27 protein-coding genes and 1 riboswitch are annotated in these 26,447 nt (G+C 69.3%); of the genes, 18 read left to right on the top strand and 9 right to left on the bottom strand.

Going from position 1 to position 26,447, the window contains the following annotated elements:
• Nucleotides 1-77: 77 nt before the first annotated feature.
• Nucleotides 78-353 (top strand): DUF1540 domain-containing protein, encoded by a 276-nt coding sequence (locus tag IFY26_RS12295; protein ID WP_232549294.1) that lies wholly within the window; start codon nt 78-80, stop codon nt 351-353.
• Nucleotides 354-403: 50 nt separating this feature from the next.
• Here the strand turns inward: IFY26_RS12295 and IFY26_RS12290 are convergent, their stop codons facing one another.
• Nucleotides 404-1,222 (bottom strand): hypothetical protein, encoded by an 819-nt coding sequence (locus IFY26_RS12290; RefSeq protein WP_232549293.1) that lies wholly within the window; start codon nt 1,220-1,222, stop codon nt 404-406.
• Between the two features lie 233 nt (nt 1,223-1,455).
• Nucleotides 1,456-1,682: riboswitch (cobalamin riboswitch) on the top strand.
• Nucleotides 1,683-1,778: 96 nt separating this feature from the next.
• Here IFY26_RS12290 and nrdH point away from each other — a divergent pair.
• From nrdH to IFY26_RS12245, 9 genes are all read left to right on the top strand, one after another.
• The gene (nrdH, locus tag IFY26_RS12285) at nt 1,779-2,024 is read left to right on the top strand and encodes a glutaredoxin-like protein NrdH (RefSeq protein WP_232549292.1); all 246 of its coding nucleotides are present in this window, start codon (nt 1,779-1,781) and stop codon (nt 2,022-2,024) included.
• 11 nt (nt 2,025-2,035) lie between these two features.
• A complete protein-coding gene (nrdI, locus tag IFY26_RS12280; protein WP_232549291.1) occupies nt 2,036-2,422 on the top strand; it encodes a class Ib ribonucleoside-diphosphate reductase assembly flavoprotein NrdI in 387 nt (128 codons plus the stop codon).
• Complete coding sequence (gene nrdE / locus IFY26_RS12275) at nt 2,419-4,572, top strand: class 1b ribonucleoside-diphosphate reductase subunit alpha (RefSeq protein ID WP_232549290.1); 2,154 nt, start codon at nt 2,419-2,421, stop codon at nt 4,570-4,572. The genes nrdI and nrdE overlap by 4 nt, the downstream gene beginning before the upstream one ends.
• A 22-nt stretch (nt 4,573-4,594) precedes the next feature.
• Nucleotides 4,595-5,569 carry a class 1b ribonucleoside-diphosphate reductase subunit beta gene (gene nrdF, locus IFY26_RS12270; protein WP_232549289.1) on the top strand — a complete coding sequence of 325 codons (975 nt, stop codon included), beginning with the start codon at nt 4,595-4,597 and terminating at the stop codon, nt 5,567-5,569.
• Between the two features lie 573 nt (nt 5,570-6,142).
• Nucleotides 6,143-6,772, top strand: coding sequence for a uroporphyrinogen decarboxylase/cobalamine-independent methonine synthase family protein (locus tag IFY26_RS12265; protein ID WP_232549288.1), 630 nt, complete (start codon nt 6,143-6,145; stop codon nt 6,770-6,772).
• A 221-nt stretch (nt 6,773-6,993) separates the two neighbouring features.
• Nucleotides 6,994-7,239 carry a CopG family transcriptional regulator gene (locus tag IFY26_RS12260; RefSeq protein ID WP_232549287.1) on the top strand — a complete coding sequence of 82 codons (246 nt, stop codon included), beginning with the start codon at nt 6,994-6,996 and terminating at the stop codon, nt 7,237-7,239.
• Nucleotides 7,236-7,664, top strand: coding sequence for a TA system VapC family ribonuclease toxin (locus tag IFY26_RS12255; RefSeq protein WP_232549286.1), 429 nt, complete (start codon nt 7,236-7,238; stop codon nt 7,662-7,664). The genes IFY26_RS12260 and IFY26_RS12255 overlap by 4 nt, the downstream gene beginning before the upstream one ends.
• A 301-nt stretch (nt 7,665-7,965) precedes the next feature.
• Complete coding sequence (locus IFY26_RS12250) at nt 7,966-8,265, top strand: hypothetical protein (protein ID WP_232549285.1); 300 nt, start codon at nt 7,966-7,968, stop codon at nt 8,263-8,265.
• Nucleotides 8,262-9,977, top strand: a complete 1,716-nt coding sequence (locus IFY26_RS12245; RefSeq protein WP_232549284.1) for an amidase — start codon at nt 8,262-8,264, stop codon at nt 9,975-9,977. The genes IFY26_RS12250 and IFY26_RS12245 overlap by 4 nt, the downstream gene beginning before the upstream one ends.
• A 45-nt stretch (nt 9,978-10,022) precedes the next feature.
• Here the strand turns inward: IFY26_RS12245 and IFY26_RS12240 are convergent, their stop codons facing one another.
• Complete coding sequence (locus tag IFY26_RS12240; RefSeq protein WP_232549283.1) at nt 10,023-13,598, bottom strand: pyruvate carboxylase; 3,576 nt, start codon at nt 13,596-13,598, stop codon at nt 10,023-10,025.
• A 157-nt stretch (nt 13,599-13,755) separates the two neighbouring features.
• On the opposite strand from IFY26_RS12240, the gene IFY26_RS12235 reads away from it, so the two are divergent.
• Entirely contained in the window at nt 13,756-14,343 is a 588-nt protein-coding gene (locus IFY26_RS12235; protein ID WP_232549282.1) for a hypothetical protein, read from the top strand.
• Here the strand turns inward: IFY26_RS12235 and IFY26_RS12230 are convergent.
• Nucleotides 14,321-15,520, bottom strand: coding sequence for a TIGR04053 family radical SAM/SPASM domain-containing protein (locus IFY26_RS12230; RefSeq protein ID WP_232549281.1), 1,200 nt, complete (start codon nt 15,518-15,520; stop codon nt 14,321-14,323). The genes IFY26_RS12235 and IFY26_RS12230 overlap by 23 nt on opposite strands.
• A gap of 65 nt (nt 15,521-15,585) precedes the next feature.
• Here IFY26_RS12230 and IFY26_RS12225 point away from each other — a divergent pair, with 65 nt between their 5' ends.
• Together IFY26_RS12225 and IFY26_RS12220 are read left to right on the top strand one after the other, a co-directional pair.
• Nucleotides 15,586-16,395: a M15 family metallopeptidase gene (locus IFY26_RS12225; protein WP_232549280.1), complete on the top strand. Its 810-nt coding sequence runs from the start codon at nt 15,586-15,588 to the stop codon at nt 16,393-16,395.
• A 23-nt stretch (nt 16,396-16,418) separates the two neighbouring features.
• Nucleotides 16,419-16,889, top strand: a complete 471-nt coding sequence (locus IFY26_RS12220; protein WP_232549279.1) for a Fur family transcriptional regulator — start codon at nt 16,419-16,421, stop codon at nt 16,887-16,889.
• Between the two features lie 13 nt (nt 16,890-16,902).
• Here the strand turns inward: IFY26_RS12220 and IFY26_RS12215 are convergent, their stop codons facing one another.
• The 4 genes from IFY26_RS12215 to IFY26_RS12200 are packed head-to-tail and all read right to left on the bottom strand — an operon-like array spanning nt 16,903 to nt 19,460.
• Nucleotides 16,903-17,700, bottom strand: a complete 798-nt coding sequence (locus tag IFY26_RS12215) for an energy-coupling factor ABC transporter ATP-binding protein (protein WP_232549278.1) — start codon at nt 17,698-17,700, stop codon at nt 16,903-16,905.
• Complete coding sequence (gene cbiQ / locus IFY26_RS12210; protein ID WP_232549277.1) at nt 17,697-18,431, bottom strand: cobalt ECF transporter T component CbiQ; 735 nt, start codon at nt 18,429-18,431, stop codon at nt 17,697-17,699. Before cbiQ ends, IFY26_RS12215 begins: the two co-directional genes overlap by 4 nt.
• Entirely contained in the window at nt 18,424-18,786 is a 363-nt protein-coding gene (locus IFY26_RS12205; RefSeq protein WP_232549276.1) for a PDGLE domain-containing protein, read from the bottom strand. The genes cbiQ and IFY26_RS12205 overlap by 8 nt, the downstream gene beginning before the upstream one ends.
• Nucleotides 18,783-19,460 carry an energy-coupling factor ABC transporter permease gene (locus tag IFY26_RS12200; RefSeq protein ID WP_232549275.1) on the bottom strand — a complete coding sequence of 226 codons (678 nt, stop codon included), beginning with the start codon at nt 19,458-19,460 and terminating at the stop codon, nt 18,783-18,785. The genes IFY26_RS12205 and IFY26_RS12200 overlap by 4 nt, the downstream gene beginning before the upstream one ends.
• Nucleotides 19,461-19,619: 159 nt before the next feature.
• Between IFY26_RS12200 and IFY26_RS12195 the strand changes: the two genes are divergently transcribed.
• Nucleotides 19,620-19,790, top strand: a complete 171-nt coding sequence (locus tag IFY26_RS12195) for a hypothetical protein (protein WP_232549274.1) — start codon at nt 19,620-19,622, stop codon at nt 19,788-19,790.
• A 206-nt stretch (nt 19,791-19,996) separates the two neighbouring features.
• On the opposite strand, the gene IFY26_RS12190 is transcribed toward IFY26_RS12195, so the two are convergent.
• Nucleotides 19,997-20,341 carry a type II toxin-antitoxin system HicB family antitoxin gene (locus tag IFY26_RS12190; protein ID WP_232549273.1) on the bottom strand — a complete coding sequence of 115 codons (345 nt, stop codon included), beginning with the start codon at nt 20,339-20,341 and terminating at the stop codon, nt 19,997-19,999.
• Complete coding sequence (locus IFY26_RS12185; protein ID WP_332836191.1) at nt 20,338-20,556, bottom strand: toxin HicA; 219 nt, start codon at nt 20,554-20,556, stop codon at nt 20,338-20,340. The genes IFY26_RS12190 and IFY26_RS12185 overlap by 4 nt, the downstream gene beginning before the upstream one ends.
• Nucleotides 20,557-20,969: 413 nt before the next feature.
• On the opposite strand from IFY26_RS12185, the gene IFY26_RS12180 reads away from it, so the two are divergent.
• From IFY26_RS12180 to IFY26_RS12165, 4 genes are all read left to right on the top strand, one after another.
• On the top strand, nt 20,970-22,688 hold the full coding sequence (locus IFY26_RS12180; protein ID WP_232549272.1) for a bifunctional metallophosphatase/5'-nucleotidase: 1,719 nt from the start codon (nt 20,970-20,972) through the stop codon (nt 22,686-22,688).
• Between the two features lie 106 nt (nt 22,689-22,794).
• On the top strand, nt 22,795-23,409 hold the full coding sequence (locus IFY26_RS12175; protein WP_232549271.1) for a cytidylate kinase-like family protein: 615 nt from the start codon (nt 22,795-22,797) through the stop codon (nt 23,407-23,409).
• A 54-nt stretch (nt 23,410-23,463) separates the two neighbouring features.
• A complete protein-coding gene (locus IFY26_RS12170) occupies nt 23,464-24,978 on the top strand; it encodes a sulfatase family protein (RefSeq protein ID WP_232549270.1) in 1,515 nt (504 codons plus the stop codon).
• 58 nt (nt 24,979-25,036) lie between these two features.
• On the top strand, nt 25,037-26,305 hold the full coding sequence (locus IFY26_RS12165) for an anaerobic sulfatase maturase (protein ID WP_232549269.1): 1,269 nt from the start codon (nt 25,037-25,039) through the stop codon (nt 26,303-26,305).
• Nucleotides 26,306-26,447 lie beyond the last annotated feature (142 nt).

Raw genomic sequence — 26,447 nt, 5'->3', positions numbered from 1 at the left:
CACCTAGCTGTCGTCATTGTCATTTCAGGGCTACCGTGGTGAATGTTCCACCGATGACCAGCCGAGAGGAAACGACCATGAGCACCGTCACTGCCATCAAGTCCTGCGCCATGACGGAGTGTGCATTCAACTCCGACGGCTGCACCGCCTACGCCATCACGGTGGGCGGCCAGAAGGACGCCAGCTGCGTCACCTTCGTGACCCTCGACGCCCGAGGCGGTCTCGGGACCGCGGACGCCCACGTGGGCGCCTGCCAGCGCCTCGAGTGCGTTCACAACGCCGATCTCATGTGCACCGCAGACAGCATCGGCGTCAGCGCCGATGCAAACTGCGCGCAGTACGAGGTCCGCTGAGCACAGCGCTGAGCGAGCGGCCCCCGGACGGGGGGCCGCTCGCTCTTTCCTCACCGCTCGGCGTCGCACGAGGGGGCTGCCTGGGCCACCAACTGATGGACCAGGCAGTTCAGTGCGTCGGCGGAATCGGCGAGTTGCTCGAACTCACCGTGCACGACCACCAGATCTTGAGCCGTCACCAACAATAAGGTGACGCCGAGCGCGTCGACGTCTGCACAGAAAATTTGGTCCAACGTGTGGGGGCACGCATGGCCGGCGTGCGGCTTGCGCGTCACCGTTCCCGGCGTCCGCCCCACCATCACCGACCAGCACACATCCTTCAGGGCAGCGTCGCTGCATGCGGTCACCAGCGAGAGACCGGTCAAACCACCGTCCAGCGCGGGCGGCGCAAGGGGCAGCTCCGCGTGCGGCACCACCACCGCGCCGGACAGGTCGTGCACCACCAGGCGATCCAGCAGCAGCCAACCCAGGCGAGCCCCGGGAACCGTCAGGCTCTGGCGCAGCGCCTCCGGTAGCGAGCCGTCCACCAGACGCGCGTCCGTCTCATCGTCCTCGGCCCACACCAGACCGCCCAAGGCATGGGCGGACGCCACCACGGTGGACACGCGAGGATCCAGGGAGTTCTTCACCAGATCCAGCCGCACGTCGACGACCCGCCCCGGCTGCTCCTCGGCCCACCGACCGCGTGGCAGAGCCACCACCGCGAGAGCGCCGTCCGCAGCCACCCCGTGCACGACAGGGTCGAGCGTCTCACCCAGGCGGTAGGCGAAAAGGGTGGCGGCCGCAGAGCCCTGGAGCATGCGGACGGCGAGCAGACGGCTGCGGTCGTCGCAGGCGAGGGCATCCGGCATGCCGGTCGAGACGGTCACGAGAGGTCCTCCAGCCGGGTCCCGCCATATTGGGAACACCATGGTTGCGTAATGTGGTTAGGGGAGCCTAACCCGCTTGGGCCGGTCGGCGTCAACGCACCGCCGGGGCCGTCTCATCCCTCGATCACGCCCTGTCACGCCGAGACCACGCGCGACGTGGACCCTGGTCGAGCGGGCGGCCTCGTGTGCGCCGTCGAGGCGGCATGCTGGCTTTACAGGGTTACACCGATGTGATTACTATCCGTAGTGCTGGTTCGTCCACCCAACCCCTAGGTGTAGGGGTTGGGGGGCGAGACAACAGGGAACCCGGTGTGAATCCGGGACTGCCCCGCAGCGGTGAGAGGGAACGACCGGCGACACCAAGCACTGGCCGAAAGGCTGGGAAGCGTTGCCCAGTAGGACCAACGCCCCACGGCGTCCGCCCTCGAGTCCGAATACCTGCCAGCGCCGGGGGGTCGCGTCGCGGCCACCCGGTTCGTCCGACCACACGGTCTCGCGGGAAGACCGGGCGCACTCGTGCTCCCTCCCTCGCGACCCCCTGCTTCGAGGAGAGAGCATGGCGAACACGATCACCGTCTACAGCAAGCCCGCGTGCGTGCAGTGCACCGCCACCTACCGGGCCATGGACAAGCTGGGCCTGGAGTACGAGGTGATCGACCTCGCCGAGGACGAGGCGGCGCTGCTGGCGGTGATGGCGATGGGCTACCAGCAGGTTCCCGTCGTCGTCGACGGCGAGGAGCACTGGGGCGGGTTCCGCCCCGACCGCATCAAGGCTGCGGCGCAGCGCGTCCACGTCGCCTGAACGCGGCGGCCGTGCGCGTCGTCTACTTCTCATCGGCCTCGGAGAACACCCACCGTTTCATCCAGAAGCTCGGCGTGGATGCAGACCGGATCCCGCTGCACCCCAGCGAGGAGCCGCTGGCCGTCAGCCAGCCGTATGTTCTCGTGGTTCCCACGTACGGGGGCGGCAGCACCGGCGGCGCGGTTCCCAAGCAGGTGATCCGGTTCCTCAACGACCCGGACAACCGCTCCCTGATCCGCGGGGTGATCTCCGCGGGCAACACCAACTTCGGCGAGGCCTACTGCTTGGCCGGCGACATCGTGGCCGCCAAGTGCCACGTTCCCCTCCTCGATCGCTTCGAACTCCTGGGCACCCCCGACGATGTCGAACGTGTCCGTGAAAGGCTCTCCCACCCATGACCACGACCCTCACCGACACCGGCGCCGAGGTCGTCACCGGCGACCACGACTACCACGCGCTCAACGCGCTGCTGAACCTCTACGACGCGGACGGGAACATCCAGTTCGACGCCGACCGGCGCGCCGCGCGAGAGTACTTCCTGCAGCACGTGAACCAGAACACGGTGTTCTTCCACTCGCTGAAGGAGAAGCTCGACTACCTGGTCGAGGAGGGCTACTACGAGCCCGGGGTTCTCCAGCGCTACGACTTCGAGTTCATCAAGAGCCTGTTCAAACGCGCCTACGCGGTGAAGTTCCGGTTCCCCACGTTCATGGGGGCGTTCAAGTACTACACGTCCTACACGCTGAAGACGTTCGACGGACGCCGCTACCTGGAGCGCTTCGAGGATCGCGTCTGCCTCGTGGCGCTCACCCTGGCCGCGGGCGACCGCCCGCTCGCCGAGCACATCGTCGACGAGGTGATGGCGGGGCGCTTCCAGCCCGCCACCCCGACGTTCCTCAACGCCGGGAAGGCGTCGCGGGGGGAGCTGGTGTCCTGCTTCCTGCTGCGGATCGAGGACAACATGGAGTCGATCGCCCGCGCGATCAATGCCTCGCTGCAGCTCTCCAAGCGGGGCGGCGGCGTCGCGCTGTCGCTGACCAACATCCGGGAGGCCGGTGCGCCGATCAAGAAGATCCAGAACCAGTCCTCCGGTGTGATCCCCGTCATGAAGCTGCTGGAGGATTCGTTCTCCTACGCCAACCAGCTCGGTGCCCGCCAGGGGGCCGGCGCGGTGTACCTGAACGCCCACCACCCGGACATCCTCGCCTTCCTCGACACGAAGCGGGAGAACGCCGACGAGAAGATCCGGATCAAGACCCTGAGCCTGGGTGTCGTCATTCCCGACATCACCTTTGAGCTGGCGCGCAACAACGAGGACATGTACCTGTTCAGCCCCTACGACATCGAGCGCGTGTACGGGGTCGCGTTCAGCGAGATCTCGGTGACCGAGAAGTACCGGGAAATGGTCGAGGACAAGCGGATCACCAAGAGGAAGATCAATGCCCGCAAGTTCTTCCAGACCCTCGCCGAGATCCAGTTCGAGTCGGGCTACCCCTACCTGATGTTCGAGGACACCGTGAACGCCGCCAACCCGATCGACGGCAGGGTGACGATGTCGAACCTGTGCTCGGAGATCCTGCAGGTGTCGACGCCCTCAACCTATGGCGAGGATCTGACCTTCGATGAGGTGGGCAAGGACATCTCCTGCAACCTGGGTTCGCTGAACATCGCGAAGGCGATGGACTCGCCCCACTTCGGGCGGACCATCGAGACGGCGGTGCGCGCCCTGACGGCCGTCTCCAACCAGTCCAACATCGCGTGCGCCCCCAGCATCGAGCGCGGCAACGCCATGAGCCACGCCATCGGCCTCGGCCAGATGAACCTGCACGGCTACCTGGCGCGCGAGTCGATCCACTACGGGTCGGACGAGGGCCTGGACTTCACCAACATGTACTTCTACGCCGTGACGTTCCACGCCATCGCCGCGTCCTGCCGGATCGCCCGCGAGCGCGGCGTCCGCTTCGACGGTTTCGAGAGCAGCGCGTACGCCACCGGGGCCTACTTCGCCAAGTACACCGACGGTGACTGGACGCCCCGGACGCCCCGGGTGGCGGCCCTGTTCGCCGACGCCGGCATCCACCTCCCCACGCCGGACGACTGGCGTGCGCTCGCGGCCGAGGTGGCCGAGCACGGGCTCTACAACCAGAACCTGCAGGCCGTGCCGCCGACGGGGTCGATCAGCTACATCAACCACGCCACCAGCTCGATCCACCCGATCGTGGCGAAGATCGAGATCCGTAAGGAGGGCAAGATCGGGCGCGTCTACTACCCAGCTCCGTACATGACAAACGACAACTTGGAGTACTACGCCGACGCCTATGAGATCGGCCCGGAGAAGATCATCGACACCTACGCCGAGGCGACCAAGCACGTCGACCAGGGGTTGTCGCTGACGCTGTTCTTCCCCGACACGGCGACCACGCGTGACATCAACAAGGCGCAGATCTATGCCTGGCGCAAGGGGATCAAGACGCTCTACTACATCCGACTGCGACAGCTGGCGCTCGCCGGCACCGAGGTCGACGGCTGCGTCAGCTGCATGCTCTGACACGACACGAGGAACAAGACGAATGACGAACAATCTCACCCTGCTGCGCGGCGTCCAGGCCATCAACTGGAACCGCATCACCGACCAGGTCGACTCCGACGTGTGGGACCGGCTGACCTCGAACTTCTGGCTGCCGGAGAAGGTGCCGCTCTCCAACGACGTGCCGTCCTGGCGCACGCTCAAGCCCCACGAACAACTGATGACCACGCGCGTGTTCACCGGCCTGACCATGCTCGACACCATCCAGGGCACCGTGGGGGCCGTGTCGCTCATCCCGGACGCCCGGACGCCGCACGAGGAGGCCGTCTACACGAACATCGCGTTCATGGAGTCGGTGCACGCCAAGAGCTACAGCTCGATCTTCTCCACGCTGATCTCCACCACGGAGATCGATGACGCCTTCCGGTGGAGCGAGGAGAACGAGTACCTCCAGCGCAAGGCACAGATCATCCTCGACTTCTACTACGGCGACGACCCCGAGAAGCGCAAGGTGGCCTCCACGATGCTGGAGTCGTTCCTGTTCTACTCCGGCTTCTACGCGCCGATGTACTGGTCGAGCCGGGCGAAGCTGACGAACACCGCCGACCTGATCCGCCTGATCATCCGCGACGAGGCCGTGCACGGCTACTACATCGGCTACAAGTTGCAGCGGGCCCTCGCCGAAGCCGACCAGTCACGTCGCGATGAACTCAAGGACTACACCTTCGAGTTGCTGTATGAGCTCTACGACAACGAGGAGTCCTACACCGAGGACCTCTACGATCCGCTCGGGCTGACCGAGGACGTCAAGATGTTCCTGCGCTACAACGCCAACAAGGCCCTGATGAACCTCGGCTACGAGGCACTCTTCCCCAAGGACGCCGTGGCGGTCTCGCCGGCCATCCTGGCGGCACTGTCACCGAATGCCGACGAGAACCACGACTTCTTCTCCGGGTCGGGCTCCTCGTACGTGATGGGCAAGGCCGTCAACACCGAGGACGAGGACTGGGACTTCTGACATGCCGATTCGCACCACGACGTCCGGCAGCCTGCCGCGCACGGACGCCCTCATCGCCGCCAACGCCGCCCGCCACGTGGCCGACGACGGCTACACGCTGCTGCGCACGCCCGAGTTCGACCGGCTTGTCACCCAGGCCGTCGCGGACGTGGTCGATCGCCAGCGCGCCGCCGGCATCACACTGCTGGGTGACGGGGAGTTCGGCAAGGCCATGTCGAACCCCGTCGACTACGGCGCTTGGTGGTCCTACTCGTTCCAACGGGTGGCTGGGCTTGCCCTGACCGAGTTGAACCTGTTCAACCAGCCGGCGGCGACGTCGTCCCCGGGGAACGTCGTCCTGACGTCGTTCGGCGACCGGCGGGACCGTCAGCGCTTCCCGCGTGTCTATTCGGACCCGGTCGATGAAGGAGGCGTCCACACCGGACGGGTGGCCACCGATTCCCCACCACCACCGGCCCGATCACTTACACCGGACAGGACGCGGTCGCCACCGACATCGCCAACCTGGACGCCGCCCTCGAGCCCGGGGAGCAGGGGTTCCTCACCGCGATCTCACCCGGCAGCGCCGCACGCGTGTGGAACCAGCACTACACCACCGAGGAGGAGCACATTTGGGCGTGGGCCGACGCGCTGCGCGAGGAGTACCGCGCGATCACCGATGCGGGTCTCGTGGTCCAGATCGACGACCCATCGCTGGCCGAGAACTGGGACCAGATCACGCCCGAGCCCAGCGTCGCCGACTACCGGGCCTTCACGCAGATCCGCATCGACGCCCTCAACCACGCCATCGCGGGCCTGCCCAAGGACCTGGTGCGCCTGCACCTGTGCTGGGGCTCGTGGCACGGCCCCCACACCACCGACATCGGCATCGCTGACATCCTGCCCGTGGTGCTGCAGGCAAACGTGGGGCAGTTGTCCTTCGAGGCGGCCAACGTGCGCCATGAGCACGAGTGGACGGTGTGGCGCGATGTCGCGGTGCCGGACGACCTCGTCCTCGTCCCCGGCGTGGTCAGCCACGCCACCAATGTCGTGGAACATTCGGAACTCGTCGCCCAGCGCATCCGCCGGTTCGTGGATGCCGTCGGGCCCGACCGGGTGATCGCCTCCACCGACTGCGGCCTGGGCGGACGCGTGCACGCCGACATCGCCTGGGCCAAGCTCGTGGCACTCGGAGAGGGGGCGAAGGCCGTCACGTCCGCGTGATGGCCAGGCGCCGACGATTGAGCCTCGTGTGTCCACCGGAGGCGTGACAGTCCGCACGGCCTCATGTCACGACAGTGGGCCAAGGCTGAGTCTGCCTTGGCCCACGGTCCTCAAGGCGTTCGGCGCGACGACCTGGCAATCAGCTGCACGAGTCGCCTACGCGTCCAGCAGCTCGCATCACTGATGCGCTCCATCCTCACCAGCGATGCTAGCCTTGGGCCATGCGGACGACGGTACGGCTCGACCCCGAGGTCCACGCGGCGGCCGAGCAACTGCGCCGGGAGCGGAACATCGGCCTCGGCGAAGCGGTCAACGAACTTGCCCGCGCAGGTCTGGCCCGCGAGCACGAGGTCAGGCCCATCCAGTTCCGGCAGCGCACCGCCAGCGTCGGGCTCCGCCTCGAGGTCACCAACATCGCTGAGACGCTGGAACTGCTCGATCAATTCGACGCTGAGGACGAGCAGTGATCGTTGACGCCAACGTGTTGCTCTACGCGGTCGATGAGCAGGCTCCTTTCCATGACATCGCCCGAACCTGGATGGACAAGGCACTGAATGACGTGGAACGAGTCGGCCTCCCTTGGGCATCGCTCATGGCCTTCCAACGCATCATCACGCATGCACGCGCGACACTGCGCCCTTTGAGCCCGGCGGCGGCGTGGGGGTACGTGACCGACTGGCTCGATGCCGACCAGACGTGGGTACCCACCCCCGGCGTGCGGCATCGCGACATCCTCGGCCGGCTGCTCACCGCAGGCGACCTTCGCGGCAACCTCGTCACGGACGCCCACCTGGCGGCGTTGGCGCTGGAACATGGCACGGCCATCTGCTCCTTCGACAGCGATTTCGCTCGCTTCGACGGCCTTCGCTGGATCAACCCTCGCCACCCATGACGCCCGGGTGTCCGATGGTTGGGCCACCGGCCCCTCACGTCCACTCGGGGGAGGGGCCGGCATCCCAACGCCGGTCTCAGCCAGCGTGAGCGTCGCGTGCCCGTTCGGCGGCAGCGAGACGCTGGTGGACGGGGGGCGCCCCGAGGTGCCGCCCAGATCGAGCTAGGACGGCCCTACGGCAGCTGCAAGGAGAGCGTCAGCGTCACTCCTTGTGAGCGCCCCGTTACGTTCCCGCAACTGGACGGGAACGTCATCGCAAACGCCGAACGATGAAGTGGTGTCACCCAACGAAGGAGGCACCGTGGCTACACCCCCCACCGATGCGGAACTGAACGCCATGATCCGCGCGCGCCTGGCATCTGTCGGCATCGATCTCGACCAACTCCCGCCCGGCTCCCAGCCCGATCCTGAGACGGGCAGCCCGGGCCAGGATGCGGTGCTCGCCAGCCTGCGGCGCTTCGTACGCGGCTCGGTCGCGGACATTGCCACGTGGGCGCCGCCCGTCCCGGCAGGCGTCACCGGTCCCGCGGACCTTCTCCAGCAGCAGGCCGCCGTTCCGCTCCTTTACCCGGCCACCGCCACCGCCTGGAGGTCCGCATGACCAAGCTGCACCCATCCGAGACCGCGTGGTCCATGGGGGACCCCGCCTGCTTCGAGCAGCCCTTGCGCGTCGATCGGCGCGGGTTCATCGCCCGCATGTCGGCCATCAGCGCGCTCGCAGCTGGCGGAACCATCGCGTTGCCGCGGGTAGCGGCCGCAGAGGAGACCGTCGCTCGCCGTGGAAGTGCCCGGGTTGCGGTCGGCGTGCGGGATGCAGTGGCGGACGACGTCAGCGAGGCGACGCTCGCCGAAGCGATCACCCTGATCAGGTCGGGACGCCTCACCTCCTCACTGCTCGTAGAGGCCTATCTCGACCGGATCGGCGCGTTCGACGACACGCTGCAGGCGTTCAACCTCGTCCTCGCGGACGCGGCCCGGTCCGCCGCAGCGAGGGCCCACGGTGGCCGCGGCGCGCTCGCCGGAATCCCGCTCGCGATCAAGGACAACTACTACACCGCCGGCGTGCCCACCACGGCGAACAGCTACGTCTTCGAGGGTTTCGTGCCCCCCTTCGACGCCACCGCGGTGGCCCGGTTCAAGGCCGCCGGTGCCATCGTCTTGGGGAAGACGCAGATGGGACCGCTGGCCACGACGCGCGCCACCACCCCCAACGGCACCATCACCACCGTCAATGCGTGGACCCCTGACGATCCGGGAGTGAACCCCGGCGGCTCCTCGTCGGGATCTGCCACGAGCGTGGCCGCCCGGATGGCGGCCAGCTCGGTCGGCACCCAAACCGGGGGATCCATCACCGCCCCCTCCAACGCCCAAAACCTGACCGGGCTCAAGCCAACGATGGGTCTGGTGTCCCTGTTCGGGATCATCCCGCTCACCTATACGCGCGACCACCCCGGCCCGCTCGCGCGCGACGCGATGGATGCCGCCATCATGCTGTCGGTCATGGCCGGGCCGGACGAGCACGACCCGCGCACCCAGGGACTCCCCGCCCCGACCGACTACGTCCTGGCGGCCACGGCCGTGAAGGCAGGCTCGCGCTCACGGTGCCGCTACCGGACGCGGGTCGGGTACCTGCCGGACTACCTCGCGGCGACCGGTGATACGCTCGCCGCGCGCCAGGCATTCCTAGCCGCGCTGACCGGCATCGAGGGCATCGAGGTGGTTGAGGTTCCCCACCCCGACGAGTACGAAGTGCTGATGGGGAGCGCCTTCAACGACGTGCGTCTCCCGGAGCGCAGCGAGCCGTTCCTGCCGAGCCTTCAGTCGGACCTGCGCCTGTTTGGAGTCTCCGTCACGTCATGGCTGTCCGGGATGCTGCTGGGGGCCGGCGAGTACGTCCGAGGGCAACGGGCCAAGCAGCTCATCCTCGAGCGCCTGCTGGAGCAGACCTTCACCGCCTGCGACGTCGTGCTGCAGACCGACCCGTCCCACTTCGACCGCATCGGGCTGCCCGAGCTGGCCCTGCCGATCGGCTTCTCCTCGGGGGGTGTCCCGATCGGGGCCATCCTCGGCGGTCAGCCCTTCTCGGAGGATCGGCTGCTCGCCGTGGCAGCGGCCTATCAGCAGGTGTCCGACTGGCACCTCCGCCGCCCCGCGGACCCAGCCGACGACAACCCACCGGAGCCGATCCCGCTGCCCGAGCGGGGCGGACGCCGCAGATTCCCCCGCTCGGCCTCGGGGACGCGGACGGCAGCGCCAGCACGCACCGAGCGCGGCCAGGTGAGCGCCGACGATGTGATGATCGAGTCCCAGTAGGTCGAATCATCCCAATCCTGCGGGGGCGCCCAGGGGGCGCTCCCGTCAGGAGATCACCAACAGCAGGTCACCGCCCTCGACGGCCTGGCTGTGCTGCAGGGCCACCCGCTCGACCTTCCCCGCCACCGGCGCGGTGATCGCTGCTTCCATTTTCATGGCCTCGATGGAGGCGACCTGGTCGCCGGCGGCCACCTCGTCGCCCACCGCGACGGTCAGCGTCACGACCCCCGAGAACGGTGCCGGCACCTCGCCAGGCCGCGCCGGGTTGGCCCGCTCGGCGGCGACCGAGTCCGAGGTGACGGACGCGTCGCGCACCAGCACCTGCCGGAGCTGGCCGTTGATCGTCGCCAGCACCGGCCGCATGCCGCGCTCGTCGGCGTCCCCGATCGCCGTGAGGCTCATCAGCAGCGTCTTGCCGCGCTCGATCGGCACGTCGTGCTCCAGCCCCGGCTCCAGGCCGTGCAGGAACTGCCGCGTCGTCAGCACCGACAGGTCGGAGTATCGCTCGGTTGCCTCCAGGAAGTCCTTCGTCGGCCCCGGGAACAGCAGCCGGTTCAGCGTCCCGCGCGGGTCGGACGCCAGCGCCGCGGCGTCGTCCTCGCCCAGTTCGGTCTCGACCGGCTTAGTCCGGCGCCCCTCCAGGGCCCGGGTGCGGAACGGCTCGGGCCACCCGCCCGGCGGCTCCCCCAAATCGCCGCTCAGGAAGCCGATCACCGAATCGGGGATGTCGAACTTCTGCGGGTCGGCCTCGAACGCGGCCGGGTCGATGTTCTGGCCCACGAGCGCCAGGGCCAGATCGCCCACCACCTTGGAGCTCGGCGTCACCTTGACGATGTCGCCGAGCATGGCGTTGGCGGCGGCGTACATGTCCTCGACCGCCTCGAACCGCTCGCCCAGCCCCAGTGAGATCGCCTGCTGGCGCAGGTTCGACAGCTGACCACCGGGAATCTCGTGGCGGTAGACGCGTCCCGTCGGCCCGGGCAGGCCGGACTCGAACGGCCCGTACAACACCCGGACCGCCTCGAAGTAAGGCTCAAGATCCTGCGCCGCGGAGAGCGACAGGCCGGTCGCGCGCTCGGTGTCGTCGGTGGCGGCGATGAGCGCCGACATCGACACCTGCGACGTCGTCCCGGCCCAGGCCGCGGACGCCACGTCGACGGCGTCCACGCCCGCGTCGATCGCGGCCAGCAACGTTCCCAGCTGGCCGCCCGCACTGTCGTGGGTGTGCAGGTGCACCGGCAGGTCGAAGTTTTCCCGCAGCGCCGTGACCAACTTCGCCGCCGCGGGCGCCCGCAGCAGGCCGGCCATGTCCTTGATGGCCAGCATGTGCGCACCGGCCTCGACGAACTCCTCGGCCAGGCGCAGGTAGTAGTCGAGGGTGTAGAGCTTCTCCCCCGGGCTGGTCATGTTGCCCGTGTAGCAGAGCGCGGCCTCGGCGACGCCGTGGTCGGTCTCGAGGACGGCCTCGATCGCGGGCCGGATCTGGTCGACGTTGTTCAGCGCGTCGAAGATGCGGAAGATGTCGACGCCGGTCGCGGCCGCCTCGGCGACGAACGCGTTCGTCACCGCCAGCGGGTAGGGCGTGTAGCCGACGGTGTTGCGGCCACGCAGCAACATCTGGATCGGCAGGTTCGGCATCAGCTCGTGCAGCGTCGCCAGCCGGCCCCACGGATCCTCGTTGAGGAAGCGCAGCGCCACATCGTAGGTGGCACCGCCCCACGCCTCCACCGAGAACAATCCGGGCAGCATGCGCGCGACGTAGGGGGCGACATTGCTGAGGTCGCGCGTCCGGACGCGGGTGGCGAGCAGCGACTGGTGGGCGTCCCGAAACGTCGTGTCGGTCACCCCGACCGCCGTCTGCTCACGCAGCGCGCGGGCGAACCCGGCGGGGCCGAGCTCGAGCAACTGCTGGCGCGACCCGGCCGGCGGGGCCGCGTCCAGGTCGAGCGCGGGCAGCTTGGTGCGCGCCACCACCGGCGTCCGCGGGTCGCCGAACGGCTTGTTGACCGTCCGCTCGGCCAAGAACTGCAGCAATTTCGTGCCGCGGTCGGCCGATTCGTGCGGACGCAGCAGGTGCGGCCGCTCGTCGATGAAGGACGTCGTGGCCCGGCCGGCGAGGAAATCGGGGTCGGCCAGGACGCCGCGCAGGAACCCGATGTTCGTGCTCACCCCACGGATCCGGAACTCGGCCAGGGCACGCGCCGCCCGCGCCGCGGCGGCCGGGAAGTCGCGTCCGCGGCAGGTGAGTTTCACCAGCATCGAGTCGAAGTGGGCGCCGATCTCGGCACCGGTGAACACCGTGCCCCCGTCGAGGCGGACGCCCGCGCCGCCCGGCGTCCGGTACACCCCGATCACACCCGTGTCGGGCCGGAACCCGTTCGCCGGGTCCTCCGTGGTGACCCTGCACTGCAGCGCCGCGCCGCGCACCGTGATCGCATCCTGCGAGAGCCCCAGATCGGCCAGTGTCTCCCCGGCCGCGATGCGCATCTGGCTGGAGACGAGGTCGACATCCGTGACCTCCTCGGTCACCGTGTGCTCGACCTGGATGCGGGGGTTCATCTCAATGAACACATACCGTTGGGGGGCTCCGCCCCCCAACCGCCCCCCGTCCTCGGGTGCAGTCCCCAACCGCCCCCCGTCCTCAGGTGCAGTCCCCAACCGCTCACCCTCTTGAGGAGCTGTCCCCAACCGACCCCCGTCCTCGGGTGCAGTCCCCAACCGCTCACCGTTCTCGGGCGCAGTCCCCAACCGCCCCCCAGCCTCGCGCTGCTCGGCGTCGCCCCCGGCCAGCAGGAACTCCACGGTGCCCGCGTTGGTGTAGCCGATGTGCCGGGCGAAGCGGACGGCGTCCGCGCAGATGCGGTCGCGCAGCTCAGGGTCGAGGTTCGGGGCCGGGGCCAGCTCGACGACCTTCTGGTGACGGCGCTGCACGGAGCAGTCGCGCTCGTAGAGGTGGATGACCTCGCCGCCGGCGTCGGCCAAGATCTGCACCTCGATGTGACGCGGCCGGTCGACGGCCTCCTCCAGGTAGACGCGGGCGTCGCCAAAGGCGGCGTCCGCCTCGCGCATGGCCTCGGCCAGCGCGGACCGCAGCGCACCCGGCTCGTCCACGCGGCGCATACCCCGCCCGCCGCCACCCGCGACGGCCTTGACGAACACGGGGAACCCGATGCCCTCCGCCGCTTGGACGAGGGTGTCGACGTCCTCGGACGGATCCGCGCCCCGCAGGACCGGCAGGCCCGCCTCGCGCGCCGCCGCGATGGCAGAGGCCTTGTTGCCGGTGAGCCGCAGCACATCGGCGCTCGGGCCGATGAAGGTGATGCCCTCGTCGGCGCACCGCTGCGCCAGCTCGGCGTTCTCGCTGAGGAATCCGTAACCGGGGTAGATGGCGTCCGCCTGCGCCTGCAGGGCGGCCGCGATGATGCCCTCGATGTCGAGGTAGGCCCGCACCGGGTGGCCACGCTCGCCGATCTCATAGCTCTCGTCGGCCTTCAGCCGGTACTCGGCGAGGCGGTCCTCGTAGGGAAACACGGCGACCGTCTTCACCCCCAGCTCGGTCGCCGCGCGGAACGCGCGAACAGCGATCTCACCACGGTTGGCCACCAGGATCTTGCGGAACATCGACACCCCTCTTCGCCGGAACCGGGTCAGGCTATCGCGGTGGCCACGTCGGGCGGCAGGGACGTGTCCATCCCTCGTCGGACGCCGCACCGCGCGACACCGGGCAGCGCGCAACCCCGATGACGGCGAAGGTCGGGAAGGCACTACGGTGGCGGCCATGGTCGCTCGCAGCTACGTCGAGAACATCGCCACCCGCACCGCCATCGGTCGCATGCTGGAGCGCATGATGGGGACGGCCGGCGCCGCCCTGCTCGTGGCCGGCATCGGCCTCGCGGTGGCCACCGGTTTCCACCCGGCGGCCGTCATCATCGGTGCCGTGCTGGTCGTCGCCGGCGTCGTCGTGCTCAGGCCTGCGGCGCAGCTGCACCGCGAGCACCGCGAGAACCCCCTCGACTTCGGCTTCGAGCCCATCCCGCAGCGTCACCCCACCCCCGGGCCGGTGTTCGGAGCCGCGATCGCGCTGGTGCTGTTCGGGGGGCTGCTCCTCGGCGCGGGCGTCCTCAGCAACGGCGCCGCCCTGCTGCCCTTCGGGGCCGGGCTGCTCGGCGCGGGCCTCCTCGTCGCCGTCGTCGGCGTCACCACCCTCGGGCTGGAGCGACGCCGCTGGGCCGAGCTGTCCGCCACCTTGGACGCGCACCCCGAGCTGGTCGCCTACCTCCAGGACGCCCGGCGTCGCTTCCCCGCGGACGCACCCTTCCCGTTCGAGGCGTCCACCGACGAAATCAGGATCCCACCCGAGCGCTGACGCGCGCCGGTTCGTGGGCGCAGAACGGCTCCTCGGCGAGGTAGTCGCCCGTCATCGCGTACGCCCGGGCGCGACTGCCGCCGCAGGCGTCCCGATGCCCGCACACACCGCACTTGCCCTTGAGCAGCGACCGGTCCCGCAGATCGGTGAACACCTGGGCGTGGCGGTAGATGTCGATGATGTCGTCGTCGCGGATGTTGCCGGCCTTCACGGGCAGGAATCCGGAGGGGTACACGTCGCCGGTGTGGCTCACGAAGATGAAGCCGTCGCCGTCGTTGACGTTGCGGGCGCGGCCGATGCCGTCGCGCTGGCTGTAGTGCATGCCGCGGGTCATGACGTCCCGGACGTCCTCGTCGGCCCCCGCCCGCACCTCCTCGCGCTTGCGCTGCATGACGACGCGGGAGTACTGCGGTGCGGCGGTGGCCTTGATGTCGAACGGGGCCGTCTTGGAGAGGTCGTACAGCTGGTGGAACACCTGCTCGAACTCGTCGGCGGACGCCACGTCGTCGGCCTTCGCGCGGCCCATCGGCACCAGGAAGAACACCTCCCAGAACACGACGCCGAGGGTGGTCATCAGGGCGGTCATGGCGTCCATGTCGTCAATGTTCGCCTTGCGGATGACCGTGTTGACCTGCGTGGAGAGGCCGACCTCCTGGGCCTCGCGCAGGATGCGCAGGCCGTGGTCGAAGCTGCCCTGCACGCGGCGGAACTCGTCGTGGATCTGCGCGTTGGAGCCGTCCAGCGAGATCGCCAGGCGCGTCAGGCCGACGTCCTTGAGCTGCTGCAGCAGGTCCTTGGTGGCGAGCGAGGTCGTGGCGGGCGTGATGCCCATCCGCATGCCCAGCTCCGCGCCATAGCGGACCAACTCGACGATGTCGGGCCGCTTGAAGCAGTCGCCCCCGGAGAACACGAACACGATCGGGCCGAACTCACGCAGCCGCTTCATCATGGCCTTGGCCTCGTCGGTGGTCAGCTCCAGCGGGTTACGCAGCGGTTGGGCCATCGCGCGGCAGTGCTGGCAGGCGAGGTCGCAGGCCTGGGTGGTCTCCCAGATCGCGATGAACGGCGCGGAGTCGAAGTCAAGGTTGCGGCGCGCCGCGGCGGCGTGGGGGTGACCGCCCGGATGCCCCCCGGGGTGGGCGCCCGGGTGGCCGGTGGCGGTGTGCGGGTGGGTCATGCGACGAGGCTACTACGACGATCCGTAGGAGATGGGGCATCCGGGAGCCGGCCTAAAGTTGGTGCGTGCCCCACCCCACCCCTGCTGCTCCCGGCGCTGCCGTGCGGGTCGCGGCCCGAGCCGTGGCGGGCGCGCTCGTCGTCTGCCTGGCGTCCGGCTGCACCCCCGCCCCGGACGCCGACGGCGGCGGCCCCGCCCCCACGGCGACCGGGGTGAGCCCCGCGCCGGGGGCGTCCGCCACCGCGGTCGCGTCCCACCCTCCGGTGCCGTACAACCCGGCCGCGACGCCGACCTGGCCCCGCCCGGTGCCCGCGGACACCCGCACGGGCGCCGAGCTCGACCAGCCGTTCACGGTCGATGGGGTCGTGGTGGTCAGCAAGGACCACCCGGTGTCGGCCGCCTACGTGCCGCCGTGGACGCGCGAACCGCACGGGATCAGCCCGGACGCCTACGCCGCCTTCCAGCAGATGGCGGCGGACGCCCGGGCCGAGGGGCTGACGCTCGCCCTCCGCAGCGGGTACCGCGACCACGCCACCCAGGCGGCGAGCTTCGCCCGGGCCCTGCAGACCTACGACGAGGCGACGGCGCGGCGCTACTTCGCGGAGGCCGGCAAGTCCGAGCACCAGACCGGCCTGGCCTTCGACGTGTGGGACGGGGTGAACCGCGGCTCGACCTTCGCCCGGACGCCCGAGGCCGCCTGGGTGGCGGCGAACGCCCACCGCTACGGGCTGATCGTGCGCTACCCCGAGGGCCGCACCGACGTGACGGGGTACGCGTGGGAGTCCTGGCATCTACGCTGGGTGGGGCCCGAGATCGCGGCCGCGTTCGGGCCGAACAGCTCGCTCACGCTCGAGGAGTACCTGGGCCTGGCGTGAGTGCCGGGGTGTGAGGAGGCGACGTGGACGTCGATACGGTGCTCGACCGCACGGCCACCTTGCTGCGCGCCCGCGGTGACCGCATGACGACGCCGCGCCGAGCGGTGCTGACCGCCCTCGCGAGCCATCCCGGCCACTGGAGTGCCGAGGAGATCGCCGCGTTCGTCGCCGATCCGGGCGAGGACGGTGGTACGTCACGTGAGGCGGGTGTGCACCGCTCCAGCGTCTACCGCACCCTGGAAACCCTGTCGGAGCTTGGCGTCGTGCAGCACGTCCACCTCGGCCACGGCACCACCGTCTACCACCTGGTCGAGTCCGCCCACCTCCACGCGCAGTGCCGCAGCTGCGGCCGGTTGGTGGACGTCCCGGCGGCCGTCCTCGATGCCGCGGCCGCGGCGCTGGCGTCCGAGCACGGCTTTCGCCTCGACCCGACGCACGTGGCGCTGTCGGGCACCTGCGCCGCGTGCCAGCAGGGCGAGTCGGCGTCGGGCTGACAAGCGTCCGGGCTCAGCGGCCCTGGGTGATCGAGCCGGGGGTGATCGAGCCGGGGGTGATCGCGCCGGGAAACAGCAGCGCGCGATCGAACCCCCAGGGCAGCTCCAGCCGGTGCGCGGCCAGCAGCGCCTCGTCGGCGAGGAGGGACGCGGTCGACCCGTCGGCGACGACGCGGCCCTCGTCCAGAATCACCGCGCGGGGGCACAACTGCAGGGCCAGGGGCAGGTCATGGGTGACGACGAGCAGCTTCGCCGCGATGCCGGCGAGCACCGCGACCAGCTCGCGCCGCGTCGCCGGGTCGAGCATCGAGGTGGGCTCGTCGAGCACCACCACCTCCGGTTCGAGGGCGAGCACGCCCGCGAGCGCCACGCGCTGCTTCTGGCCGTAGGAGAGGTGGTGGGGGGCGCGGTCGGCCAGTGCGGTGGCATCGACGGACGCCAGCGCCGCGGCCACCCGGGCGTCCAGTTGGTCGCCCCGGAGCCCTTGGTTGGCCGGCCCGAAGGCCACGTCGTCGCGCACGGTGCCGCAGAAGAGCTGGTCGTCGGGGTCCTGGAACAGCACCCCCACGCGGCGACGCACCGCGGCGAGGTGGGCAGCGCCGGTGCGCCGTCGGAGCGCGGTGCCGGCGACCGTGACGGTGCCCGAGGTGGGCAGGAGGAGCCCGTTGAGGTGGAGCATCAGCGTCGTCTTGCCCGCCCCGTTCGGGCCGAACACGGCCACCTTTTCCCCGGCGGCGACGCTGAGGTCGATGCCGGCCAAGGCCTCGCGTCCGTCGGGGTAGGTGTGGGTGAGCCCGGTGATCTCGATCATGCGAGCCACCAGGCCCCGAGCACGGTCAGGGCGACGGCGGTGGGCCAGAGGCCCGCCACCCAGGCCGCTGCGCTCGCCGGTGTGGCGGCGGCCGCGGGCAGCGTGCCGGTGTAGCCACGGGCCAGCATCGCGCGGTGCACCCGCTCGCCCTGCTCGTAGGAGCGCACGAACAGGACGCCCAGGCCGCGGGTGAGCGCGGGCCAGGCGGCCGGCGTCCGGGTCACCAGGCCGCGGGCCGCCTGAGCGCGCGTGAGGGACGTCCAGCGCTCGGTGGTGACGCCGAGATAGCGGAGAAAGAAGGTGCCGATCTGCACCAGGGGGTCGGGGACGCGGAGGCGGTGCAGGCCGGCGAGGAGCTGCTCGGGGCGCGTCGTGGCCGCGAGCGTGAGCGCGGCCAGCACGCAGATCGTGCCCTTGGCGAACAGCGACCAGCCGGCCCACAGGCCCTCCACGGAGAGCGCCAGCGGCCCGACGGTCACGCGGGGGCCGCCGGCCACGAGCGGCATGGCCAGGGCGAAGACCACGAACGGGATCTCCACGGCCAGGCGCGGGGCGACCCAGCGCGGCGTCACCCCCACGTGCGCGAGCCGCAGCAGCACCACCGCGAGCAGCGCCGCATAAGGCCACGTCGCCTCGCGGGGCAGGGCCACAACGGCGACCGCGAAACTCACCACGCCGAGGATGCGGACGTGGGCCGGCACGCGCCCAGCGGACGCCGCGTCGTCAGGCACGGCGTCCGAGCAGGCGGGTGAGGCCGAACGTGACGGCGAGCACGACCAGGACGCCGACGAGGCCGGCGGCGGCATTCGACCAGAACGCGTCCCACCCCGCCAGCCCATAGTCAGCAAGCGGCCCGCCAGCGACGGCGGAGTCCGCGGCGGCGTCGGCGAAGCCGAGGTGCTCGGCGGTCCACTCCAGGCCGTCGGGCGAGGCCGAGGCGAAGAAGCTGAGACCCACCGCCACGAGCACGATGACGCCGAGCGCCACGGCGGCGAACGGTCCTCGGACGCCGCGCGGTGCCGCTCCGGTGGTGGCGCGTCCGGTGGTGACCGATCCGGTCTCGGAAGGTCGGGCGTGTGTGCTCATGCGGGCACCTCCTCGAGTTCGGGCTCGGGCGCTGGCCGGAGGGCGTGGATCAGGTCGGGGCGGCTGGCGGCGACGGCGGTGAGGACGCCGAACGTGATCGCCGCCTCGCCCAGCCCGATGACGGTGTGGACGCCGAGCATGGTGGGGACGAGCAGCCCCAGCGGCACCGCGACCGCGCCGCCCACCGCGTACAGCCCGCAGAACACCAGCGCGGCAGCGGGGACGCTGATCAGCGCCCCGGCCGCGCCGGCCCAGGCGACGGCGCGGCGTCCGTCGGGCAACAGCCGCAGGACCAGCCGCGCCACGCCCCAGCCGACCCACACCGACACGATCGCGAGCAGAAGGACGTTGGTGCCGAGGGCGGTCAGGCCACCGTCGGCGAACAGCAGGGCCTGGACGACGGTGACGACCGTGAGGCACAGCGTCGCCGTCCAGGGCCCGACGAGGATCGCGGCCAAGGCCCCACCGATGAGATGCCCCGACGTGCCCGCACCGACCGGGAAGTTCACCATCTGCGCGGCGAAGACGAACGTGGCGGTGAGCCCGGCCAAGGGCGCGGTGCGCTCGTCCAGTTCGCGTCGCGCGCCGCGCAGGGCCAGGGCCACGCCGGCGACCGCTGCCGCGCCGGTCACGGCGGAAGTGGGCAGGTTCAGAAACCCGTCGGGTACGTGCACGGTCACTCCTTCGTCCCAGGGTGGGTGACTTGTTGCAACCTAGTCGCAACAAGTGTCCTGCGGGCAACGTCTCGTGGTCAGGAGGTGAACAGCCGGTGGACGCCGCCGTCGCGGCTCGCCCGCCGTCCGCGTCCGCCAACCAGCAGATAGCCTCACAGCATGGGCATGCTCAGGAGCTCGGCCACATGGCTGGGCCTCACATCACCCCCACTGCTCCCCGGCTTCAAACGCAGCGGCATCGGCGACCGCCAGCCCTACTGCCTCACCTGCGGAGCGGTCATCGCCTGGGAGGGCCAGCAACGACACCAGGACTGGCACCGACGCCCGTAGCGATCAGACGGTCACACACCCACTCGAGGGTGAGCCAGTGCGGCGAAAATCGACCCAGCTCGTACCATTCTCTGCCTGACAAGCCCCATTTCAGCACGCGCTCGACATGCTCGGCGACCCGGTTCGCTGCCGCCTTCTGCAGCTGCGCGCCGAGGGTGAGCAGACGGCTGAGGCGATCACGGACGTGACCCGACCAGGATGTCGGGTCAGGATGCGTCGCCGAGTTTGCGGAGCACGTATTGGTTGAGGCTGATGTGTTCTTCGGCTGCTTTGATGGCCAGGTCACGGTGGAGTCGTTCGCCCACGCGGAGGTTGAACTTGCCCGAGTACGTCTTGGAGGACAGCGGTTCAGGGACCTGCTCGCCGTTGCTTTGCAGGTCTTCGACGACGTCGTCGACCAGGTCGCGCAGGCCGTGGAGTGCTTCGTCTTGGGTGGTGGCCAGCCAGGAGAGAGAGGGGAGTTCGAGGCAGGTGGCGACGAACTCCTGGTCCTCGACGGACCAGCTGACGCGGTAGGTGTAGTGGGAGACATCGGGGACCGTGGTGCTCATGAAGCTGCCTCCTTCTTGTCGACGACTGCCAGGACCTGACGGACCTGGTAGGGCTTGGCCTTGCCGTGGTCGTTCTGGATGTTGACCCGCGGGTCACCAGGCCAGGGCGTCTTGAACACTGCGTGTGAACCGCCAGCGGTTCTAGGCGGGCCGAAGTAGTACTCGCACACCTTGGCGAGGTCCTCGTACCGGATGTTGCTCGGGTTGGCTGTCATCTGGGCCAAGATCTTCGCGACTGACCGCACAACACAGGATGGTACTACCGGCAGTACCACCACTCCAAGCCGTCTGAGCCCGGTGTAGCGGGCTTTCTCGAACCCTCTCGGGACGACCCGCGTGGTGCCCCCGCCGAGCCAAGACGATGTGTACTCCGGGGTGGCCCGTTGCTGCGTCGTCTGGCTCTACGGTCAGCTGGCGATGCGCCTCTCCGGCCCGCAGCGCCGCCACTCCGGCCGCCCAGTGACACTGTGCGCCACGGAACGATGTGCTCGATCAAGCGTGCGTCGGGGCCAGGGTCTGGGTACCCCGAGGGGGAAATCGTTGCCCCGACGTCACCCCGGGTACACCCACGTGCGCGAGAATGCCGTGGTCCGGGCCCGTGGTGAGGCCCCCACCACAAGGGAGATCCATGTCACACCACCGCAGCATCGGCGCGCTCGCGTCCGGCTGTCTTGCTCTCGCCGTGACGTTCACACCCGCCCTCGCGACGGCCCAGCCGAACCAGACCGCGACGCAGCGACTCAAAGACCTCCAGGTCCTGTCCATCACCGACTTCCACGGCGCGCTCGAAACCGGTGGCACGGTCACGGTGGACGGCGTCCGCGTACCCGCCGGTGGCGCGGCCTACCTGGCGACGCACCTCAAGCAGCTGCGAGCCAGGCAGCCGCGAACGGTCACGTTCTCCACTGCGGACAACGTCGGGGCCTCCCCGCTCATCTCCGCCGCCTTCCACGACGAGCCGACCATCGAGGCCCTCAACCTGCTTGGCGTGGACGCGTCCACGATCGGCAACCACGAATTCGACGCGGGCCAGTCCGAGCTGTTGCGGCTCATCAACGGCGGCTGCCTGCCCGCCGGCTCGGCCGCCGGCAACCGGACGTCCTGCCCCGACGGCACCTTCGGCGGGGCCGACTTTCCGTTCGTCGTGTCCAACGTGTTCTACGCCGACACCGATGAGACCATCCTGCCGCCGTACACCGTCATCAACGAGCGGGGCATCAAGATCGGCGTCATCGGCGCGGTGCTGGAGCAGACACCCGACATCGTGACGGCGGCCGGCGTCGCCGGCCTCGAGTTCACCGACGAGGTCACCGCCATCAACCGGGCCTCCGCCGAACTCACCGCCCGGGGCGTCAACACCCAGTTCGTGCTCGTCCACGAAGGCGCACGTCCCGACACGACGGCCTACACCGCAGACTGCGCGGACGGCACCACCGTCAGCGGCCCGGTCATCGAGATCGCCGAGGACATCGCCCCCGCGGTCGACCTGGTCATGACCGGGCACTCCCACCAGGCGTGGGTGTGCTCGATCGACGACCCCGCCGGCCAGCCCCGGCTCGTCACCCAGGCGATGTCGTCCGGCCGCATCATCACCGAACACAACCTGCAGTACGACCCGCGGACGAAGGACGTCGTCCGCGCCAGCGCGCACGCCACGAACCACCTCGTGACCCGGGATGTCGCTCCCGACCCGAGGCTGCAGCGCCACGTTGATCGGTACGCCGCGCTGGTGCAGCCGATCGCCAATCGTGTGATCGGGACTCTCACCGCCCCTGCAGACCGGACGCCGGCGCCCGGCTTTGGCGACTCGCCCTTGGGCAACCTCATCGCGGACGGCCAGCTCGCGGACCCGACGGTGGTGGGAACGTTCGGAGAACCAGTGATCGCGTTCATGAACCCCGGCGGCATCCGCGCAGATCTGGACGCCGGCGAGGTCACCTACGGTGAGGCGTTCGCCGTCCAGCCGTTCAGCAACTACCTCGTGTCCCTGACGCTGACCGGTGACCAGATCTACACCCTGCTCGCGCAGCAGGTGACCGGGGCAAACAGCCCGGCCAGCGGTGGCTACACCAAGATCCTGCAGGTCTCGGAGGGCTTCACCTACACCCTCGGTGCCACCGGAGCGATTGAGGGCAGCGTCACGCTGAACGGGACGCCCATCGACCGGTCAGCGTCGTACCGGATCGTGACCAACAACTTCCTCGCCGACGGCGGGGACGGGTTCCCGGTGTTCAGCTCCGGCACCGATCGCTACTTCGGCGGGGTCGACATCGACGCCTTCGCCGAACACCTGGCCACGACGTCACCCGTGACCCCGCCGGCGTCCGGGCGGATCGTGCTGGGCTGACGAAGCCGACGTCAGGTCGCCCCGAGGGCCGCGCGTCCCGGGGCGACTTCGCCAGCCCCGCGGTTCAAACGCGAGCGCCAAGCCCGGGATGGCGCGACAATGGGGCATGGCCAGCGAACAGATGCCACCGGTCGTGACGCTCCACGAGGAGTACGGATGCGGCGCCCGCGAGATCGGTGAGCGCGTCGCCGCCTCGCTCGGCGTGGAGTACGTGGGGCGGGCCATGAAGTCCGAAACGATCGACGAGATCGCCGGCGACGCGGACGAGGGGGGCTTCGTCGAGCGATTCCTGCGTTCCTTCACGCCGATCCCGAGTCACGACGCCAACATCGCCTGGGCCCTGGAAGCCCACGCCGACCACGAGGTGGCCGATCAGAACAACCGCTACTTGGCCGACCTGGCCCAGGACGGCGCCGTCATCCACGGCCGGGCCGGTGCGCATGTGCTGGCGGACCGCCCTGCGACCCTGCACGTTAAGCTCATTGCTCCCCTGTCGACCCGTATCACCCGCGCGGCCACCGAGGCAGGCATCACTCCCGAGCGGGCCCGGCACCGTCAGGCGCGTGAGGACCGCGTCCGCACCGACTTCTGTCGGCGCCTCTACCGCTGGGATCCGCGCGAGAACGATCGGTTCGACCTGGTCGTCAACACCGCCTCGTTCACTCCTGAGCAGGCAGCAGATCTCATCGTGACCACCTACCGCCTGCACTTCCCCGTCTGAGGCAACACGCCCTGCACCGTCGCGACACAGCGGCCCAGACAGAGAGGAGAGGCCATGGGGCCACGCACCAATTTGATCTTCATCATGTCCGACGACCACGCAGCGCACGCGATCGGTGCGTACGGCAGCAAGATCAATCACACCCCGCAGATGGACCGGATCGCCGCCGAGGGCATGCGGCTCGACGCCGTGTACTGCACCAATTCCGTGTGCAGCCCGTCGCGCGCGACGATCCTGACCGGCACCTACAGCCACGTCAACGGCGTCAGCAGCATCTGGACCGAGATCGACTACCGGGTACCCACCTTCGTGGACGTCTTGGCCGAGCACACCGACTACCAGACGGCAATCTTCGGCAAGTGGCACCTCGGTGAGGACAAGGCAAGCGAGCCGCGGAACTTCGACGAGTGGGTCGTCCTGCCCGGGCAGGGGGACTACATCGACCCGGAAATGATCGACGAGAACGGCCGTCGCGTGGTCGAGGGTTACGCCACCGACATCATCACCGACCTGGCGATCGACTTCATCGACCGCCGCGACCCTGAGCGCCCGTTCATGATGATGGTGCACCACAAGGCACCCCACCGGCCGTGGATCCCGGACCCGAAGCACGCCGATCTGTACGCCGACGGAGACATTCCCGAGCCGGCCACGCTCTTCGACGATCACGCCACCCGCAGCGACGCGATCAAGGGCGTCCACATGACGCTCGCTGACGACATGGGTTCCGAAGACCTCAAGCAGGAGGTACCTGGACACCTTCGCGGGCCGGAGAACCGCGCCGCCCGGGTCAGCTGGAAATACCAGATCTACATGCGCGACTACCTGCAGACCGTGCAGTCCATTGACGACAACATCGGACGCCTCCTCGACCACCTCGATGCCACCCATCTGGCCGAGAACACACTGGTCGTGTACACCTCCGACCAAGGCTTCTTCCTCGGCGACCACGGCTGGTTCGACAAGCGACTGATGTTCGACGAGTCGCTGCAGATGCCCATGCTGATGCGCTGGCCCGCCGAGATTGCCCCCCAGAGCACGTGTGAGGCCATCATCACCAACGTCGACTTCGCCGCCACCTTCCTCGACGTGTGCGGCCTGGACGCCACCGAGGTGCTCCCCACCCAACAGGGCCGCAGCTTCCGCCCCCTCCTGCGCGGCGAATCACCTGACGACTGGCCGGACGCCGCCTACTACCGGTACTGGGAGCACGACGACCCCATCCACCACGCGCCCGGCCACTACGGCGTCGTGACGAGTGAGTACAAACTCATCCACTACTACGGCGCCGGCCTCGGCGTCCCGGGGGCGTCCGAGAAGATCTACCCCGGCGAGTGGGAACTGTACGACCGACGGGCCGATCCGGCCGAACTCACCAATGTCTACGACGACCCCGCCTATGCTGCGATCCGCGCTGGTCTCGAGGCCCGTTTGCACGAGCTGCAGAAGCAGTACCGGGACGAGCCGTATCGCGGCGAGACCACGCCGCACCCCGAGTGGGGGCCGTACGACCACGAGCTCATGGCACGCATCGAGGCGTACGTCGCCCAGATCAACGAGTCCAGCTGAACACGCATCGGACGGCGGTCGACGTGCGGGTTCCCCGAGCCGGAGTAGGTTCGAAGCCATGACCGACACCGTGAGTCGGGGGCGAGGCCTGAGGCGTCCGTTCTCGCTCATCGCCAAGCCCACGGGCGCGGCGTGCAACCTGGACTGCTCGTACTGCTTCTTCTTGTCCAAGGAGGTGCTGTGGGAGAGCAAGGCCCAGGCCATGACCGAGGACGTGCTGCGGGCCTGGCTCGTCAACTATCTGAACGCCCAACCCGACGGCCCGGTCACGGTCGGCTGGCAGGGCGGTGAACCGACCCTGCGCGGTCTGGACTTCTTTCGCGACGCCGTCCGAATCGCGAACGAGGTCAAGCGGCCGCGGCAGCAGGTGCAGCACGCCATCCAGACCAACGCAACGCTGTTGGACGACGCGTGGGGTGAGTTCCTGGCCGAGGAACAGTTCCTCGTCGGCGTGAGCATCGACGGGCCGCGCGAGCTCCACGACCGCTACCGCGTGAACAAGGCCGGACGCGGCACGTACGCCCAGGTCGTCCGCGGGCTGCGCATCCTGCAGGCGCACCGGGTCGACACCAACATCCTGTGCACGGTGAACGCGATCAACGCCGAGCACCCCCTCGCGGTGTATCGCCACTTCCGTGACGACCTGGGCGCGAACTTCCTGCAGTTCATTCCCATCGTGGAACGGGTGGACGCCGGTCAGGAGTCGGTGGCCGAGTCGGGATGGCGCCGCGATGACGGCACCTTCGTGCTGTACGAGCAGACCGGCACCGGGGTCACCAGCCGCACCGTCGCGCCCGAGCAGTACGGCACCTTCCTCATCACCCTCTTCGACGAGTGGGTCTCGCGCGACGTGGGCAGCGTCTATGTCCAGGACTTCGACGTCACCCTCGCGGCTCTGTTCGGCCAGTACAGCCTGTGCGTCCACGCCCCGAAATGCGGCGGCGCGCTGGCCATGGAGCACAACGGTGACGTCTACTCCTGTGACCACTACGTCGAGCCCGGCTACCGTCTCGGCAACGTGGCTATCGACGATTTCCGTGCGATGGTGGGCAGCGACTTCCAGCGGGAGTTCGGCCGCTCCAAGCGCACCGCCCTGCCCCGCCAGTGCGTGGAGTGCCCGGTGCGATGGGCCTGCCACGGCGGCTGCCCCAAGGATCGCTTCGCCAAGACCCGCGATGGCGAGGGCGGCCTGAACTACTTGTGCGCCGGGTACTACCGCTTCTACAGCCACGTCACCCCGGCCATGGAGCACATGGGACGCCTCCTGCGCTCCGGCCGGCCCGCCGCTGACATCATGGCTGCCCCAACCAGCCGCGACGGAATCTGACGAAAAGGCGACACTCGATTCGCGAACGACCCCGCAGCCACGCTCAGCTCGGGAATGAGCGCGCACTCACCGTCGCCTTTTCGTCGCGATCGCGGAGGTTCCCGCCACGAACGGGGCCCCGGCAGCATCGCTGCCGGGGCCC

It is taken from the genome of Propioniciclava soli, from assembly GCF_014858005.1.
Taxonomy (GTDB): Bacteria; Actinomycetota; Actinomycetes; order Propionibacteriales; family Propionibacteriaceae; genus Propioniciclava; species Propioniciclava soli.
The sequence above is the reverse complement of the archived record's forward strand: the minus strand, read 5'-3'. Positions and strand labels throughout refer to the sequence as shown.

Bases quoted from the DNA above. Each gene is read 5' to 3' on its own strand.
- IFY26_RS12295 (WP_232549294.1), top strand. From the start codon at position 78: ATGAGCACCGTCACTGCCATCAAGTCCTGCGCCATGACGGAGTGTGCA.
- nrdH (WP_232549292.1), top strand. From the start codon at position 1,779: ATGGCGAACACGATCACCGTCTACAGCAAGCCCGCGTGCGTGCAGTGC.
- nrdE (WP_232549290.1), top strand. From the start codon at position 2,419: ATGACCACGACCCTCACCGACACCGGCGCCGAGGTCGTCACCGGCGAC.
- nrdF (WP_232549289.1), top strand. From the start codon at position 4,595: ATGACGAACAATCTCACCCTGCTGCGCGGCGTCCAGGCCATCAACTGG.
- IFY26_RS12260 (WP_232549287.1), top strand. From the start codon at position 6,994: ATGCGGACGACGGTACGGCTCGACCCCGAGGTCCACGCGGCGGCCGAG.
- IFY26_RS12245 (WP_232549284.1), top strand. From the start codon at position 8,262: ATGACCAAGCTGCACCCATCCGAGACCGCGTGGTCCATGGGGGACCCC.
- IFY26_RS12240 (WP_232549283.1), bottom strand. From the start codon at position 13,598: ATGTTCCGCAAGATCCTGGTGGCCAACCGTGGTGAGATCGCTGTTCGC.
- IFY26_RS12235 (WP_232549282.1), top strand. From the start codon at position 13,756: ATGGTCGCTCGCAGCTACGTCGAGAACATCGCCACCCGCACCGCCATC.
- IFY26_RS12230 (WP_232549281.1), bottom strand. From the start codon at position 15,520: ATGACCCACCCGCACACCGCCACCGGCCACCCGGGCGCCCACCCCGGG.
- IFY26_RS12215 (WP_232549278.1), bottom strand. From the start codon at position 17,700: ATGATCGAGATCACCGGGCTCACCCACACCTACCCCGACGGACGCGAG.
- IFY26_RS12205 (WP_232549276.1), bottom strand. From the start codon at position 18,786: ATGAGCACACACGCCCGACCTTCCGAGACCGGATCGGTCACCACCGGA.
- IFY26_RS12195 (WP_232549274.1), top strand. From the start codon at position 19,620: ATGGGCATGCTCAGGAGCTCGGCCACATGGCTGGGCCTCACATCACCC.
- IFY26_RS12190 (WP_232549273.1), bottom strand. From the start codon at position 20,341: ATGAGCACCACGGTCCCCGATGTCTCCCACTACACCTACCGCGTCAGC.
- IFY26_RS12185 (WP_332836191.1), bottom strand. From the start codon at position 20,556: ATGACAGCCAACCCGAGCAACATCCGGTACGAGGACCTCGCCAAGGTG.
- IFY26_RS12180 (WP_232549272.1), top strand. From the start codon at position 20,970: ATGTCACACCACCGCAGCATCGGCGCGCTCGCGTCCGGCTGTCTTGCT.
- IFY26_RS12175 (WP_232549271.1), top strand. From the start codon at position 22,795: ATGGCCAGCGAACAGATGCCACCGGTCGTGACGCTCCACGAGGAGTAC.
- IFY26_RS12170 (WP_232549270.1), top strand. From the start codon at position 23,464: ATGGGGCCACGCACCAATTTGATCTTCATCATGTCCGACGACCACGCA.
- IFY26_RS12165 (WP_232549269.1), top strand. From the start codon at position 25,037: ATGACCGACACCGTGAGTCGGGGGCGAGGCCTGAGGCGTCCGTTCTCG.